General features: G+C 68.3%; 14 protein-coding genes. 7 read left to right on the top strand and 7 right to left on the bottom strand.

Annotated features, from left to right (window positions below; translation table 11 throughout):
* Positions 1-120: 120 nt before the first annotated feature.
* Positions 121-765 (bottom strand): inner membrane-spanning protein YciB, encoded by a 645-nt coding sequence (locus AC3A3G_RS09450; protein ID WP_200168685.1) that lies wholly within the window; start codon positions 763-765, stop codon positions 121-123.
* A 5-nt stretch (positions 766-770) separates the two neighbouring features.
* The gene (gene ftsY, locus AC3A3G_RS09455; RefSeq protein ID WP_200216546.1) at positions 771-1,706 is read right to left on the bottom strand and encodes a signal recognition particle-docking protein FtsY; all 936 of its coding nucleotides are present in this window, start codon (positions 1,704-1,706) and stop codon (positions 771-773) included.
* Positions 1,707-1,940: 234 nt separating this feature from the next.
* Between ftsY and AC3A3G_RS09460 the strand changes: the two genes are divergently transcribed.
* The 3 genes from AC3A3G_RS09460 to AC3A3G_RS09470 all read left to right on the top strand — a co-directional run bounded on the left by AC3A3G_RS09460 (position 1,941) and on the right by AC3A3G_RS09470 (position 5,045).
* Entirely contained in the window at positions 1,941-3,983 is a 2,043-nt protein-coding gene (locus AC3A3G_RS09460) for an NAD(+) synthase (protein WP_487488053.1), read from the top strand.
* A gap of 171 nt (positions 3,984-4,154) precedes the next feature.
* The gene (locus AC3A3G_RS09465) at positions 4,155-4,757 is read left to right on the top strand and encodes a DUF4168 domain-containing protein (protein ID WP_487488054.1); all 603 of its coding nucleotides are present in this window, start codon (positions 4,155-4,157) and stop codon (positions 4,755-4,757) included.
* Between the two features lie 63 nt (positions 4,758-4,820).
* On the top strand, positions 4,821-5,045 hold the full coding sequence (locus AC3A3G_RS09470) for an alkylphosphonate utilization protein (protein ID WP_003166615.1): 225 nt from the start codon (positions 4,821-4,823) through the stop codon (positions 5,043-5,045).
* A 146-nt stretch (positions 5,046-5,191) separates the two neighbouring features.
* On the opposite strand, the gene AC3A3G_RS09475 is transcribed toward AC3A3G_RS09470, so the two are convergent.
* The 3 genes from AC3A3G_RS09475 to AC3A3G_RS09485 all read right to left on the bottom strand — a co-directional run bounded on the left by AC3A3G_RS09475 (position 5,192) and on the right by AC3A3G_RS09485 (position 7,760).
* On the bottom strand, positions 5,192-6,085 hold the full coding sequence (locus AC3A3G_RS09475; RefSeq protein WP_487488055.1) for an alpha/beta fold hydrolase: 894 nt from the start codon (positions 6,083-6,085) through the stop codon (positions 5,192-5,194).
* A 62-nt stretch (positions 6,086-6,147) separates the two neighbouring features.
* On the bottom strand, positions 6,148-6,657 hold the full coding sequence (locus AC3A3G_RS09480) for a D-glycero-alpha-D-manno-heptose-1,7-bisphosphate 7-phosphatase (RefSeq protein ID WP_487488056.1): 510 nt from the start codon (positions 6,655-6,657) through the stop codon (positions 6,148-6,150).
* Positions 6,654-7,760: an AGE family epimerase/isomerase gene (locus tag AC3A3G_RS09485; RefSeq protein ID WP_487488057.1), complete on the bottom strand. Its 1,107-nt coding sequence runs from the start codon at positions 7,758-7,760 to the stop codon at positions 6,654-6,656. The genes AC3A3G_RS09480 and AC3A3G_RS09485 overlap by 4 nt, the downstream gene beginning before the upstream one ends.
* Positions 7,761-7,966: 206 nt before the next feature.
* On the opposite strand from AC3A3G_RS09485, the gene AC3A3G_RS09490 reads away from it, so the two are divergent.
* Together AC3A3G_RS09490 and AC3A3G_RS09495 are read left to right on the top strand one after the other, a co-directional pair.
* Positions 7,967-9,127, top strand: a complete 1,161-nt coding sequence (locus AC3A3G_RS09490; protein WP_487488058.1) for a DegT/DnrJ/EryC1/StrS family aminotransferase — start codon at positions 7,967-7,969, stop codon at positions 9,125-9,127.
* 5 nt (positions 9,128-9,132) lie between these two features.
* Complete coding sequence (locus tag AC3A3G_RS09495) at positions 9,133-10,065, top strand: Gfo/Idh/MocA family oxidoreductase (protein WP_487488059.1); 933 nt, start codon at positions 9,133-9,135, stop codon at positions 10,063-10,065.
* Between the two features lie 112 nt (positions 10,066-10,177).
* Here the strand turns inward: AC3A3G_RS09495 and AC3A3G_RS09500 are convergent, their stop codons facing one another.
* A complete protein-coding gene (locus AC3A3G_RS09500) occupies positions 10,178-10,633 on the bottom strand; it encodes a MaoC family dehydratase (RefSeq protein ID WP_200168693.1) in 456 nt (151 codons plus the stop codon).
* A gap of 55 nt (positions 10,634-10,688) precedes the next feature.
* Positions 10,689-11,663 (bottom strand): threonine ammonia-lyase, encoded by a 975-nt coding sequence (locus tag AC3A3G_RS09505; protein ID WP_487488060.1) that lies wholly within the window; start codon positions 11,661-11,663, stop codon positions 10,689-10,691.
* A 45-nt stretch (positions 11,664-11,708) separates the two neighbouring features.
* On the opposite strand from AC3A3G_RS09505, the gene glpK reads away from it, so the two are divergent.
* Both glpK and AC3A3G_RS09515 read left to right on the top strand, forming a co-directional pair.
* Positions 11,709-13,220, top strand: a complete 1,512-nt coding sequence (gene glpK, locus AC3A3G_RS09510; RefSeq protein ID WP_487488061.1) for a glycerol kinase GlpK — start codon at positions 11,709-11,711, stop codon at positions 13,218-13,220.
* The gene (locus AC3A3G_RS09515; RefSeq protein ID WP_487488062.1) at positions 13,217-14,305 is read left to right on the top strand and encodes a phosphotransferase family protein; all 1,089 of its coding nucleotides are present in this window, start codon (positions 13,217-13,219) and stop codon (positions 14,303-14,305) included. Before glpK ends, AC3A3G_RS09515 begins: the two co-directional genes overlap by 4 nt.
* The last annotated feature ends 52 nt before the right edge of the window (positions 14,306-14,357 follow it).

Here is a 14,357-nt window from a genome sequence, read left to right on the forward strand (position 1 = left end):
GCCTACCGCGCGTTCGCGCTGCTTGAGGCCTTTGTTTAGCGGGCCTATCGGGCTTCGCCCTACTTGAGGCCCGATTGGTGGGGCGTCGGCAAGGTCGCGCTATGCTGCGCGCTTCTGGCCTTAAAGGCCCGTGTCGGGGGAGACGGGGCCGCGTTCCTCGTCCTTGGTCATGTTCTTCAGGATCAGCGGCACCTGCGACAGGCCGAAGATGGAGGCCGCGATCCACAGCACGCCGCGGAAGGCCGTCCAGACGCCGTTGGGATCGGGCGTTCCCAGGTTCAGCGCCGACCAGATGGCGGTGACGGCGGTCGGGCTGCGGAACACCTCATTGGCGATGGCGACGGCCAGGAAGTAGAGGCCGTAGCGGAAGGTCAGCTTGCGCCAGGCCTCGTCCGTCACCTTGATGGCTGAACCCAGCAGGGCCTTGAACGGGTATTTCTTCAGCGGCAGCGAGCCCAGCAGGACGGCGGCCAGCAGACCGTTCTGCACCGTCAACTTCAGCTTCACGAACAGGTCGTCGTCGGTGACGATGGTCAGGACGCCGAACACCAGGGCGAAGCCGCCGGTGATCAGGGGCATGGGCGCCAGACGCCGCTCCAGGATGAAGCCGACGGCCAGGGCGATCATCGAGGCGATGACCAGCACCCAGGTGGCCTTGATCATGTCGCGGGTGATGAAATAGGCGGCCATGAAGGCGACCAGGGCGCCGAAGTCGACGGCCTGGCGAATCCACTGCGGGCGCTTGGTTTCGGTCGCTTCACTCATACGCTTCAGTCCTCAAGCCCGACTAGGGATCGGGAAAACGCGCGGGCGTCGAAAGGTTGCAGATCCTCGACCCCTTCGCCGACGCCGATCAGCTTGATCGGGGCGTCCGAGGCCTGGGCCACCGGCACCAGGACGCCGCCGCGCGCGGTGCCGTCCAGCTTGGTCATCACCACGCCCGAGACATAGGCCGTGCGGCCGAAGATCTTTTCCTGCTCCAGCGCATTGCGGCCGACGGTGGCGTCCAGCACCAGCAGGGTCTCGTGCGGGGCGTCCGTGTCTACCTTCTTCAGCACGCGCACGATCTTCAGCAGTTCGTCCATCAGGGTCGACTTGTTTTGCAGCCGTCCGGCCGTGTCGATCAGCACGACGTCGAAGCCTTCTTCCCTGGCCTTGGCGAAGGCGTCGAAGGCCAGACCGGCGGCGTCGGCGCCGTCGCGGCGGCTCTCGAAATGGGCGCCCGCGCGGTCGGCCCAGACCTTGAGCTGTTCGCGGGCGGCGGCGCGGAAGGTGTCGCCGGCGACGATCATCACCTTGGCGCCCTTGGCCGTCAGGTCCGAGGCGATCTTGCCCAGCGTCGTCGTCTTGCCCGAGCCGTTCACCCCGACGAACAGGACGACATAGGGCTTGGGCCCCGACAGAGGGTCGAACGTCGCCTGACGCGGCGTTAGTTCGGCGGCCACGGCCTCGGCCAGCGCCTCCTTGACCTCGCGCTCGTCGGAGGTCTTGCCGAAACGTAAGGACCGGAACCGCTCGACGATGCGGGCCGAGGCGGCGGGACCGAGATCGCTCTCGATCAGATGCTCCTCCAGCCGCTCCAGCGCCTCTTCGGACAGAGGCTCCTTCACGAAGGTCGAGACGACCTGATCGGTCATCTGTTTCGAAGACCGGGACAGGCCTTGGCTCAGCCGCTGGAACCAGCCTTTTTTGGGCGTATCGCTCATGACGTGAGCCTTAGCCGAGAGCGGTTCTCAGGTCACGCGCGATCCTTGCTGCGCCTCTTTCTTCCGTCATTCTCGGGCTTGTCCCGAGAATCCATAACCGCCGGGGTTGACGGGGGCGCGCTGTCGGCCGACCTCGAGTCTATGGATCCCCGGCACAAGGCCGGGGATGACGCGGAGAGGGCGGGCGTGGCCGGAAGCCCTTGGACTGAGCGCGTTCGGCAGGAGCGAAATTTGATGGCGAAGACGCATTCCTTCCACGCCCCGCGCAGCCACGGCTTCGTGCGCGTCGCCGCCGCGACGCCGGTGGTCCATGTCGCCGACCCGGCCGCCAACGCTGAAGAGCACGAACGGCTGATCCGTCAGGCGGGCGAACGGGGCGCAGACCTGCTGGTCTTCCCCGAACTGTCGCTGAGCGCCTACGCCATCGACGACCTGCACATGCAGGCGGCCCTGCTGGAAGAGGTCGAGCGCCGGATCGCGCATCTGGCGCAGGTCGCGGACGAAGCGGGCGTTATCGCCGTGATCGGCGCGCCGATCCGCAACGGCGACGCCCTGTTCAACTGCGCCGTGGTGCTGGGCGGAGGCGAGGTGCTGGGCGTGGTCCCGAAGACCTATCTGCCCAACTACCGCGAATATTATGAAAAGCGCTGGTTCGCGCCCGCCGCCAGCCGCAGCGAGGACGCTGTCCTGCTCAATGGCGAGAGCGTCGATTTCGCGCCGGGCCTGATCTTCGAGGCGACGAACCGCCCCGGCTTCGTCTTCGCGGTCGAGATCTGCGAGGACTTCTGGGCGCCGCAGCCGCCCTCGACGCGGGCGGCGTTGGCGGGGGCGCGCATCCTGTGCAACCTGTCGGCCTCCAACATCGTCATCGGCAAGGCGGACGAGCGCGCCCTTTTGTGCGCCAGCCAGTCGGCGCGCACCCTGTCGGCCTATGTCTTCGCCGCTTCGGGCTGGGGCGAAAGCACCACGGACCTGGCCTGGGACGGTCAGGCAACCATCCACGAACTGGGCGCGCGGCTGGCCGAGGGCGAGCGCTTCGCCCTGCACAGCCACCTGACGATCGCCGACGTGGACGTGGACCGCATCGGTCTGGACCGCCTGCGCAACGGCACCTTCGCCGACTGCGCGCGGATTGAAGGCGAGGCCGCCACGGTGGTGCCGTTCGAGGCGGGGCAAGGGCCGAGCGACGCCCTGATCCGTCCGCTGGACCGCTTCCCCTTCGTGCCGGACGACGCCGCGCGCCTGGATCAGGACTGCTTCGAGGCCTTCAACATCCAGGTCCAGGGCCTGATGCGGCGGATGACGGCGACGGGGGCGAAGACGCTGGTGATCGGCGTTTCGGGCGGGCTGGATTCGACCCAGGCCCTGCTGGTCGCCTGCCGCGCCTTTGATCGGCTGGAGCTGCCGCGCACCGGCATCCTGGCCTTCACCATGCCGGGGTTCGCCACATCGGACGGCACCAAGTCGAACGCTTGGGCGCTGATGAAGGCGCTGGGGGTGACCGGGGCCGAGATCGACATTCGCCCCGCCGCCGAACAGATGCTGCGCGACATCGGCCACGCCTTCGCGGACGGCGAGCCGGTGCACGACATTACCTTCGAGAACGTCCAGGCGGGCCTGCGCACCGACTATCTGTTCCGCTTGGCCAACCAGAACCACGGCTTCGTGCTGGGCACCGGCGACCTGTCGGAACTGGCGCTGGGCTGGTGCACCTATGGCGTCGGCGACCACATGAGCCACTACAACGTCAACGGCGGGGTGGCGAAGACCCTGATCCAGCATCTGATCCGCTGGGTGGCCGAGCGCGGTCTGGTGGGGGAGGCGGCGGTTTCGATCCTGCACGCCATTCTGGCCACCGAGATCTCGCCCGAGCTGGTCCCGGCGGGCGCCGACGGGGCGATCCAGTCGACGCAGAGCATCGTCGGCCCCTATGCGCTGAACGACTTCTTCCTGTTCTACATCAGCCGGTTCGGCCTGAAGCCGTCGAAAGTCGCCTATCTGGCGCATCAGGCTTGGGGCGATGCGGCGACGGGCGCCTGGCCGGTCGGCCTGCCGCAGGGCGAGCGCGTCGCCTACGACCTGGCGACCATCAAGGGGTGGCTGCGGAAGTTCCTGATCCGCTTCTTCCAGACCAGCCAGTTCAAGCGCTCGGCCGTGCCGAACGGACCGAAGGTGGTCACGGGCGGGTCGCTGTCGCCGCGCGGCGACTGGCGGGCGCCGTCGGATTCCTCGGCGCGGGTGTGGCTGGACGAGCTGGACGCCAATGCGCCGGACTGATGCGCGCGGGGGTTGAAACGACCCGCCTGGGGTTTACCCGGCCGCGCGGCGCGGGTTAGCGTTTTCTTCTCCCCGCCCTCTGTGAGCCTGACACACCCGGTCGTGCGGGAGAGCCCGGATCTGTCCGGGTCAGCCTTGGGCTGAGCGTTCGGGGCTGAAGAAGGATACGCCATGCGTTTTGCAACGGCCGCCGCCCCGACCGCCATTCTGGCCGCCCTGTTCCTGACCGCCGCGCCCGCCCTGGCGCAGGACGCCGCTCCCGCTCCCGCCGCTGAAGTAGCCGCAGCCGGCGAACCGACCGACGCGGAACTGACCCAGTTCGCCGCCGCCATGAAGACGGTCCAGGGCGTGGCCGCGACCGTCCAGAACGGAACGCCCACCGAGGAGCAGCAGGCCCAGATGGCCGCCGCCGTGCAGAATTCGGGCCTGGCCGTCGAGCGGTTCAACGCCATTTCGGCCGCCGTTTCGGCTGATCCGATGCTGCAGGTCCGCGTGGCGGTGGCGGGCGCGACGCCGTCCGCGCCCGGCTCGGTCGGGGCTGGCGTCACCGACGCCGAAGCCGGTCAGTTCGCCGCCGCCATGGGCGAGATCTCGGGCATCGCCCGCGCTTTGAACGGCGCCCAGCCGAACGCCGAACAGCAGGCCCAGATGGCCGCCGCCATCCAGAACTCGGGCCTTGAGATCGAGCGCTTCAACGCCATTTCCGCCGCCACGGCTCAGGACGAGCACCTTCAGGCGCGCATCGCCCTTGCCCAGGCGCGTCAGGGCGAATAGGCCATCTGAACGAGGGTCGTCGCGGATGCGGCGGCCCTTCTTCCATTTCAGACAGGACTGATCATGAGCGACGACGTCACCAAGGACTCCAACGGCAACCTCCTGTCGGACGGCGACAGCGTGACCCTGATCAAGGATCTGAAGGTCAAGGGCTCGGGCGGGGTGACGCTGAAGCGCGGCACCCTGGTCAAGAACATCCGCCTGACCGGCGACCCCGACGAAATCGAGGCCAACGTCGAGAAGGTGCGCGGCCTGGTCCTGCGGACCGAGTTCGTGAAGAAGGCCTGATCGCCTTCCTGCCTGTGTTGTGCCGTCATCCTCGGGCTTGACCCGAGGATCGGCCTGACTGTCCAGGCGACCGATGATGCGTTGAGCGCGACGCCTCCCTCGATCCTCGGGTCAAGCCCGAGGATGACGGCGGATGAAGGTTCTCTTCAGCCCACTTCCGCCAAGAATTCGAAGATGGCGGCCCGCGCCTCGGGTTCGTCCAGCATGGGGGCGTGGCCGACGCCGGGAACCTCGGCATAGGCCATGGCGGGCGCCGCCTTCTTCATCTTGTCGGCGATGGCGGAACTGAGCAGGTCCGAGGTTCCGCCGCGCACCAGCAGGGTCGGCTTCTTGCGCGCCAGCGCCCGGAACGAGGGCCACAGGTTGGGAACCAGCGCCTTGGACCCCGCGGCCTTGATCGGCGCCGCGATGTCGGGGTCATAGTCCAGCACGGGCGCCCCTTCGGTCCCCTCGCGGAAGACGCGGCGGGCGAAGGCGGCCCAGTCGGCGTCCGTATAGTGAGGGAAGGCCGCCTCATTGATGCGCCGGGCGTAGGCGGTCGCGTCGTCCCATCTCTCGACTGCGACCGGCTGGCCGGTATAGGCGGCGATGCGGGCCAGGCCCTCGGCCGCGACCTCGGGGCCGACGTCGTTGAGGATGGCGGCGGCGATGGCCTTGGGCTTGATGGCTGTCAGCGCCAGGGTGATCAGCCCGCCCATGGAGGTGCCTAGGAAGACCGCCTTCTCGATCCCTGCCTGCTCCATCAGGGCCACGACATCCTTCGCATAGACATCTGGCGTATAGGTCATGGGATCGGGCGCCCGGTCCGACCGGCCGCGCCCGCGCACGTCGATGGCCAGGACGCGGCGGCCGCTATGGGCGATCAGGCCGGCGATGACGCCGAAATCGGCGCTGTTGCGCGTCAGGCCGTGGATGGCGATGACCGGCAGGCGCGCCGGACCCTCGGCCGGGGCGTAGTCGCGGGCGTAGAGGCTGAGGTCGTCCGGCGAGGTCCAGCGCCGCTCGACATGGCGGTCGGCCAGCGGGGTGGTCATCGGCATGGATCGTCTCCGAACAGCAGTTCCGTTCCGGCGACGTTAATTCATCAAATGCAGAATAGCGATCAGCCGGGAAGCAGATTGCGGACGAATTGATCGAGATCGCCGTCGATGAAGCGATGGCCCGCCACGCCTGCGCGCCGCGCCGCTTCCATGTCCGACGGTTGATCACCGATCATCAGCGAGCGGGAGAGGTCGAGGTCGTGCTCGGCGGCGGCCCTCAACAACATGCCGGGATTGGGTTTGCGGTCGGGGTGGTCCGGGTGGCGATAGCGCTCGTCCGCCGCCTCGGCATGGAAGGGGCAGGCGTAGACGGCGTCGATGCGTCCGCCGCCGTCGGCCAGCCGGGCGACCAGCCGGCGGTTGAAGTCGTGCATGGTCTCTTCGCTGAACATGCCGCGCGCCACGCCCGACTGATTGGTGACGATGACGGTCATGTAGCCCGCCTCGTTCAGCCGCTTCACCGCCTCGGCGACGCCGGGGATCAGCACCAGCTGGTCGGGCCGGTGAGGAAAGCCGCTGTCGACGATCAACACGCCGTCGCGGTCGAGAAAAGCGGCCGGGCGCTGGGTCATGCAGTTTCCGTCAGCAAGGCCGAAAAGGCCGTCATCAGGTGATAGAAGGTCGAGGCTGGAACGGCCGCGTCCTGAGAACGTCCGTCAGCGTCGTAGGTGTCGACCCACAGACCGGGCGTGGTCGTGGCCAGATAGGTGGCGAAGATGCCGTCCAGCAGGGCGTCAGCGCGTTCCATCTCGCCGCGCAGCCGCAAGGCGCGCAGGGTCTCGGTCTGGCACCACAGGCGGCGACCGGCGTCCAGAAGACCCTTCTCCCGACCGATCTCGCGCAGGGCGTGCCCCTCGACGTCGAAGCCCCGCTCCAGGGCGACGCGGAACAGGACATCGGCCTTGTCGGAATGTCCGGGCAGGCCCAGGCGACGGGCCTGATCCAGCAGCCAGACCCACTCCATATGGTGGCCCGGTTCGGCCACCTCGCCCAAGGCGCCGGGGACGATGGACCAGTCGGCGGCGAAATACTCGCCGAGGACGCCGAAGCGGGCGTCGAAGAAACGCGTGGCGAACAGGTCCAGGATGCGTCGCGCAGCGCTGTCCCAGGCGGGATGCGGCGCCGCAGCCTGCCAGAACAACAGGGCCTCCAGCAGGTGCATATGCGGATTCTGGCGTCGGGGCAGGCTCGGCGGCAAGGCCTCGTGCCAGCCGCCATGGAGGGCATCGGCCATGCCGGCTTCCATCGCCGCCAGTGTCGCCAGGGCCAAGGGCAGGGCGCGTTCGTCCTTTAGCACCCGGTGGGCGGCCGCTAGTCCGAACAGGACGAAGGCCAGGTCATAGAGGTCCGGCGCCGGGTCCAGAACGGCTCCTGCATCGTTGGTCGTGCGGACCCACAGGCCGTCGTCGCGCTGATTGTCGCGGATCAGAACCTCGAGCCCGCGCCGCGCCAAAGCCTCGCCTTCTATCCAGCCGAGCGAAGCCGCTTCGGCGAAGACATAGACCTGTCGCGCCTGGACGCGTGTGCGCCGCGGCAAGCCGGTGATGGGCCGACCGTCGAAATCCAGTTTCTCATAGAAACCCCCTTCGGAGTCGGCGCCAGCGGTCGCCCACAGCGGCAGGGCTTGGCGAAACAGCCAGTCGCGGACCCGGATTTGTGCGTTTGACAAGATCATGATGGTTCGGGCTTAGGCAGGGTCGCCGATTTTGCCAAGCCATGGTTTTCGTTGCATCCGGCAACGCGAAGTGACTCCGGGGGGTTTGTTCAGCACCCCGCCGCTTTGCTAGGACGCAGGCTGACACAGACGACCCGCCTTCGCGTCCGCGCCCCGGAGCCTTGGACATCCGCCCGCGCCGGCCCCATCGAGAGAGCGACATCGCAATGACCATTCCCTTCATCGACCTTCAGGCCCAGCGCCTGCGCCTCGGCGGCAAGATCGAGGCCGCCGTTCAGGAGGCCGTCGTCGGCGGCGCCTGGGTCATGGGCCCGCAGGTGCGCCAGTTCGAGGCCGACCTGGCCGCCTTCGGCAAGGCCAAGCACGCCTTGGGCTGCGCCAATGGCACCGACGCCCTGGCCCTGCCGCTGATGGCTTGGGGGATCGGGCGCGGCGACGCCGTCTTCGTGCCCAGCTTTACCTTCGCCGCCACCGCCGAGGTCGTGCCCTGGTTCGACGCCGAGCCGGTCTTCGTCGATGTGGACGAGAACACCTACAACATGGACCCGGCCGCGTTGGAGCGCGCCATCGAGGGCGTCAAGGCCGGGGGCCGTCTGACCCCGCGCGTGGTCATCGCCGTCGACCTTTTCGGCCAGCCCGCCGACTATCCGGCGATCAAGACGATCTGCGACAAACACGGGCTGAAGCTGATCTCGGATTCGGCCCAGGGGTTCGGCTGCACCATTGACGGCGAACACCCGCTGAAATGGGCCGACGTGACCACCACCAGCTTCTTTCCGGCCAAGCCGCTGGGCTGCTACGGCGACGGCGGGGCGGTGCTGACCAATGACGACGACCTGGCCCAGCTGATGGATTCCATCCGCGTTCACGGCAAGGCGGTCGCGGTGGACCTGAAGGACCGCACCTTCGACCACGACCCCAAATATCTGAACATGCGCATCGGCCTGAATAGCCGTCTGGACACCATTCAGGCCGCCGTCCTGATCGAGAAGCTGAAGGTCTTCGCTGAAGAGATCGAATGGCGCAATGCCGCCGCCGCCCGCTACAACGAAGGCCTGCGTCCTCACGTCGCCAAGGTTCCGGACGTCCCGGCGGGCAATGTCTCCAACTGGGCGCAGTACACGGTCGAGCATTCGGACCGCGACGCCCTGGCCTTGCACCTGAAGGATCAGGGCGTGCCGACGGCGGTCTATTATCCGATCCCGCTGCACCTTCAGCCCGCCTATGAACATTATCCGCGCGGCGTGGGCGGCCTGCCTGTCACCGAGCGGCTGAAGGATGTGGTGATCAGCCTGCCGATGCACGCTGATCTGGACGCGGACACCCAGGACCGCATCATCGCCGCCGTCGCCAGCTTCAAGGCCTGATCCGCATGACCCTCCATCAGACCCCCCTCAAGATCGGCGTCGCCGGCGCCGGCGTCATGGGTCGCAACCACGCCCGCGTCCTGGCCGAGCTGCGCGATGTCGAGCTGACGACCGTCTTCGATCCTGACGCCGTGACGGCCGAGGGCGTGGCCGCCGCTTATGGCGCGACGGCTGTGACGACGGCCGAGGCCTTCGTCGCCGCCGGGCTGGACGCCGCCGTCATCGCCACGCCGAACCGTTATCACGCCGAACTGGGCGTGGCCCTGCTGAACGCGGGCGTCCATGTGCTGGTTGAGAAGCCGATCGCGGCCACCGTCGCCGACGCCCAGGCGATGATCGACGCGGCCAAGGCCAATGACCGCGTGCTGATGGTCGGCCATGTCGAGCGCTTCAACCCGGCGGTCGAGACGGTCAAGCGCGCCATCGACGGGGACGAGATCATCTCCATCCAGATCACCCGCGTCGGCCCCTTCCCGCCGCGCATGGGCGAGGTCGGGGTGGTCATCGACCTGGCGGTGCACGACATCGACATCATCCGCCACCTGACGGGGTCGGAGATGACCGAGGTCCAGTCCCTGCTGGGCCACACCCATGCGTCGCGCGAGGATTCGGCCCTGCTGCAGTTCCGCATGGACAATGGGGTGATCGCCCACATCACCACCAACTGGGTCACGCCCTACAAGACCCGCGTCCTGCAGGTGGCGACCAAGAACCGCTTCATCGTCGCCGATCTGATCACCCGCCAGGTGACGGAATTCTTCGGCCAGCAGCCGGACGGCTCCTATTCGACGCGGATGCTGAACGCCTGGCCCGCCGAGCCGCTTAAGAAGGAGCACGAAGCCTTCATCCACGCCATCCGCACCGGCGAGACGGCGGCCGTCAGCGGCGAAGACGGCCTGCGCAATCTGGAAGTGGCGCTGAGGTGCCTGGGGGCGTGATCGCCTGATACTCCGCTCACCCCGGCGGACGCCGGGGCCCAGTGAGAGCTGCAAGCATGGCGGCTGAGGCCAAAGGACTGGATCCCGGCGTCCGCCGGGATGAGCGGGAAGGTTAGGCCTTCACCACCTGCATCGTCAGCCATTCGGCGATCAGGGCGGGTTTGTCGCCGCCTTCGATCTCGACGGTCAGTTCGTGCTTCAGCAGCCACCGGCCGCCCCCCTTGTCCTCGGCGGACAGCAGCTTGAAGCGGCCGCGCACGCGCGATCCGGACGGCGCCGGGGCGAGGAAGCGCAGGCGGTCGAAGCCGTAGTTCACCCCCATCACCAGATCATCCAGCGGGGCGATCGCATCCATGCTCATGGCCGAGGCGAGGCTGAGGGTCAGGAAGCCGTGCGCGATGGTCCCGCCGAAGGGCGTCGCCTTGGCGCGCTCGGGGTCGACGTGGATGAACTGCTCGTCCTCGGTCAGTCCGGCGAAGGCGTCGATGCGCGCCTGATCCAGCGCGAACCAGCGGCTGACGCCGACCTCCTGTCCGATCAGGGATTGAAGTTCGCTGGCCTTGGTCATGTGACGCCCCTCCCGTTTGCGCCAGCCTTGCGCGGGGAGGGGGCGGAGGCAAGGCCTACCCCTCGAACCGTCCCTCGATGATTTCGCTGAACAGGCCGGGGTCGACGTTGCCGCCCGACAGGACGATGCCGGTGGTCAGGCCCTTCGCCTCGACCTTGCCTGACAGCAGGGCCGCCAGCGACACGGCGCCGCCCGGCTCGATGACCAGCTTCAGCCAGCGGAAGGCGAAGCGCATGGCCTCGGCCACCTCGGCGTCGGTGACGGTGGCGGCGCCCGCCAGGCGCCGGTTGATCGGCCAGGTCAGTTCGCCCGGAATAGGCGCCATCAGGGCGTCGCAGATGGACGGCGACCCTTGCGGATGGGCGGTGCGCTGGCCCGCCTCCAGCGAGCGGCGGGTGTCGTCGAAGGCGTCCGGCTCGACCACGATGACGCGGGTGTCGGGGCTCTGTTCGGCCATGACCAGATTGATCCCGGCGATCAGCCCACCGCCCGAGGCGCCGCACAGCAGCTGATCCATCGGTACGCTCGCCTGCTCCAGCATCTCCAGCCCGACCGTGCCCTGGCCCTCGATGATGAAGGGGTCGTCGAACGGGGGGACCAGCACCGAGCCGCGCTCGGCCGCGATTTCGGCGCCGATGGCCTCGCGGCTTTCGGTCCAGCGGTCGTAGAAGCGCACCTCGCCGCCAAAGGCGCGCACGCCCTCGACCTTCACCGACGGGCTGTCGGACGGCATGACGATGACGGCGGGCGTGCCGACGCCCTTGGCCGCCGCCGCCACCCCCTGCGCGTGGTTGCCGGATGAATAGGCTACGACGCCGCGCGTCTTCTCTTCCTCGGTCAGGCGGCTGACGCGGTTATAGGCTCCGCGGAATTTGAAGGCGCCCGCCACCTGAAAGGTCTCGGCCTTCATCAGGACGCGACCGCCGACGGCCTCGTTCAGGGCCGGATGCTCGATCAACGGCGTGCGGACGGCGGCGGGGGCGATCTGGCGGGCGGCGTCGACGACGCCTTGGAAACTGGGCGTATGCATGGGTTCCCTCTTACGTCGCGGCGCAGGCTCTGCATAACTCACATCATGCAAGCAAATATGATCCTCGCCATCGACCAGGGCACGACCTCGACGAGGGCGATCGCGTTTGAGGTCTCGCCCGAGGGGGCCTTTCATGCGGTCGCCGTCAGCCAGATCGAGCTGGCGCAGCATTTCCCGCAGTCGGGCTGGGTCGAGCATGACGCGGCCGAGATCTGGCGCGCGACGCTGCAGACCTGTCGCGAGGTGGTCAGGAAGGCGGGCGGCGTCGGCCGCTTCGCCGCCATCGGCATCACCAACCAGCGCGAGACGTCGGTCATCTGGGACGCGGCGACGGGCGAGCCCCTGCACCGCGCTATCGTCTGGCAGGACCGGCGCACGGCCGAGGCGACGGGCAAGCTGGCGGCGGCAGGGCATGAGGCGATGGTGCAGGCGGCGACGGGCCTGATCCTCGATCCCTATTTCTCGGCGTCGAAATACGCCTGGCTGCTGGACGCCGTGCCCGGCGCGCGCGAACGGGCGGCGCGCGGCGAGGTCAAGCTGGGCACCATTGACGCCTGGCTGATCTGGAAGCTGACCGGCGGAAACAGCCACGTCACCGACGCCACCAACGCCAGCCGCACCAGTCTGATGGACCTGACGACGCGCACGTGGCGACAGGATTTGTGTGATCTGTTCGGCGTGTCGATGCAGGCCCTGCCGGAAATCCGCGACTGCGACGCCCTGCTGGGGGAGGCCGATGCGTCCCTTCTGGGCCGCGCCCTGCCCATTCACGGGTCAGCGGGGGATCAGCACGCGGCCCTGGTCGGACATGGGGCGCTGACGGCAGGCGACGCCAAGATCACCTATGGCACCGGCGCCTTTCTGGTCGCCAATGTCGGGGCGGCGCCGGTGGCCTCGACTTCGCGCCTCCTGGGGACGCTCGGCTATGCGGCAGGAGGAGAGGCCGCCTATGCGCTGGAGGGGTCCATCTTTTCGGCCGGGTCGGCGATCCAGTGGCTGCGCGACGGGCTGAAGGTGCTGTCGGACTCGCGTCAGTCCGAGGCGATGGCACAGACGTTGAAAGACAACGGCGGGGTCTATCTGGTCCCCGGCTTCACCGGCCTGGGCGCGCCGTGGTGGGAGCCGGAGGCGCGCGGTACGGTCGTCGGCCTGACCCGCGACAGCGGACCGGCGCACATGGTCCGCGCGGCGCTGGAGAGCCTGGCCTATCAGACCCGCGACCTGCTGGACGCCCTGACGAAGGACGGGGCGCCGCCGCTGAAACGGCTCAAGGTCGACGGCGGCGTCACCGCCAACGCCTTCGCCATGCAGTTCATCGCCGACATCTGCGAGGTCGAGGTCGAACGGCCGGCCTTCCAGGAGATGACGGCCATGGGCGCGGCGCGGCTGGCGGCCTATGGCGTCGGTCTGACCGAGGCCCTGTGGACCGCCCCGGCCGAGGCGCCCGCCGTCTGGACCCCGCGCATGGGAGCCGAGGCGCGGGCGCGGCTGCTCAAGGGCTGGCGCGGCGCGGTCAGGGCGGCCATCATCGCCGCCCAGCCGGAGGAGGGGGAATGACCGAGGCCGCGGATTCACAGACATTGGACGCTCAGGCCGCGTTTTCGGGCACGCGCGAGGTCGACGACCGCCATCGGCTGGACGAGGCGGCGCTGGACGCCTGGCTGGCGGCGAACGTCGAGGGCTACGCCGGGCCGCTAACCATCCGCCAGTTCAAGGGCGGCCAGTCCAACCCGACCTATGAGCTGACCACGCCGGACCGGACCTATGTGCTGCGTCGCAAGTCGCCGGGCGCGCTGCTGGCCAGCGCCCACGCCGTGGACCGGGAGTTCGCCGTCATCTCGGCCCTGCACGCCCAGGGTTTTCCGGTCGCGCGCCCCTATGTTCTGTGTACGGATGATGGCGTCATCGGCTCTATCTTCTACGTCATGGAGAAGGTCGAGGGGCGCATCTTCTGGGACTTGAAGCTGCCGGGTCTGACGCCGCCGGAGCGCCGCGACGTCTATGACGCCCAGGTCGATACGCTGGCGGCGCTGCATCGGCTGGAGCCGGAGGCTGTGGGCCTGGCCGACTACGGCAAGGCGGGGAATTATTTCGCGCGCCAGGTGGGGCGCTGGACCAAACAGTATCGCGCCTCCGAGATCGAGCCGATCGCGGCCATGGATCGGCTGATCGCCTTCCTGCCCGACAGCCTGCCGCCCGAGGGGCCGACGCGGATCGTGCATGGGGACTTCCGCCTCGACAATCTGATCCTCGATCCGGCCGAGGCGAAGGTGCGCGCGGTGTTGGACTGGGAGCTGTCGACCCTGGGCGACCCGATGGCGGACTTCTCCTATCTGCTGATCGCCTGGGTGATCCCGGCGTCCTTGCGCAACGGCCTGGCCGGGGCCGATCTGAAGGCGCTGGGCGTTCCTTCGGTCGAGGAGACGGTCGAGCGCTATGCGCAGAAGACCGGGACGGCGGCGCCGACGAACCTGGATTGGCTGTTCGCCTATAATCTGTTCCGGCTGGCGGCAATCTGCCAGGGCATCGCCGGACGGGTGCGCGACGGCACCGCCGCCAGCGCCCATGCGCGGGCGATGGCGGCCCAGGTCGGCCCGCTTTCGGACGCGGCCTGGGGCTTTGCGCGCAAGGCCGGAGCCTAGCGGAGCTATATGGAAACAGTTTTTGTTACGGGTGGATTTGTGAAACGCTCTC

The organism is Brevundimonas sp. Soil_N_31, from assembly GCF_057655995.1.

What these genes read in the sequence shown, in the direction of transcription:
- AC3A3G_RS09450 (WP_200168685.1), bottom strand. Translation starts at nt 765, where the DNA reads ATGAGTGAAGCGACCGAAACCAAGCGCCCGCAGTGGATTCGCCAGGCC.
- ftsY (WP_200216546.1), bottom strand. Translation starts at nt 1,706, where the DNA reads ATGAGCGATACGCCCAAAAAAGGCTGGTTCCAGCGGCTGAGCCAAGGC.
- AC3A3G_RS09460 (WP_487488053.1), top strand. Translation starts at nt 1,941, where the DNA reads ATGGCGAAGACGCATTCCTTCCACGCCCCGCGCAGCCACGGCTTCGTG.
- AC3A3G_RS09465 (WP_487488054.1), top strand. Translation starts at nt 4,155, where the DNA reads ATGCGTTTTGCAACGGCCGCCGCCCCGACCGCCATTCTGGCCGCCCTG.
- AC3A3G_RS09470 (WP_003166615.1), top strand. Translation starts at nt 4,821, where the DNA reads ATGAGCGACGACGTCACCAAGGACTCCAACGGCAACCTCCTGTCGGAC.
- AC3A3G_RS09475 (WP_487488055.1), bottom strand. Translation starts at nt 6,085, where the DNA reads ATGCCGATGACCACCCCGCTGGCCGACCGCCATGTCGAGCGGCGCTGG.
- AC3A3G_RS09480 (WP_487488056.1), bottom strand. Translation starts at nt 6,657, where the DNA reads ATGACCCAGCGCCCGGCCGCTTTTCTCGACCGCGACGGCGTGTTGATC.
- AC3A3G_RS09485 (WP_487488057.1), bottom strand. Translation starts at nt 7,760, where the DNA reads ATGATCTTGTCAAACGCACAAATCCGGGTCCGCGACTGGCTGTTTCGC.
- AC3A3G_RS09490 (WP_487488058.1), top strand. Translation starts at nt 7,967, where the DNA reads ATGACCATTCCCTTCATCGACCTTCAGGCCCAGCGCCTGCGCCTCGGC.
- AC3A3G_RS09495 (WP_487488059.1), top strand. Translation starts at nt 9,133, where the DNA reads ATGACCCTCCATCAGACCCCCCTCAAGATCGGCGTCGCCGGCGCCGGC.
- AC3A3G_RS09500 (WP_200168693.1), bottom strand. Translation starts at nt 10,633, where the DNA reads ATGACCAAGGCCAGCGAACTTCAATCCCTGATCGGACAGGAGGTCGGC.
- AC3A3G_RS09505 (WP_487488060.1), bottom strand. Translation starts at nt 11,663, where the DNA reads ATGCATACGCCCAGTTTCCAAGGCGTCGTCGACGCCGCCCGCCAGATC.
- glpK (WP_487488061.1), top strand. Translation starts at nt 11,709, where the DNA reads ATGCAAGCAAATATGATCCTCGCCATCGACCAGGGCACGACCTCGACG.
- AC3A3G_RS09515 (WP_487488062.1), top strand. Translation starts at nt 13,217, where the DNA reads ATGACCGAGGCCGCGGATTCACAGACATTGGACGCTCAGGCCGCGTTT.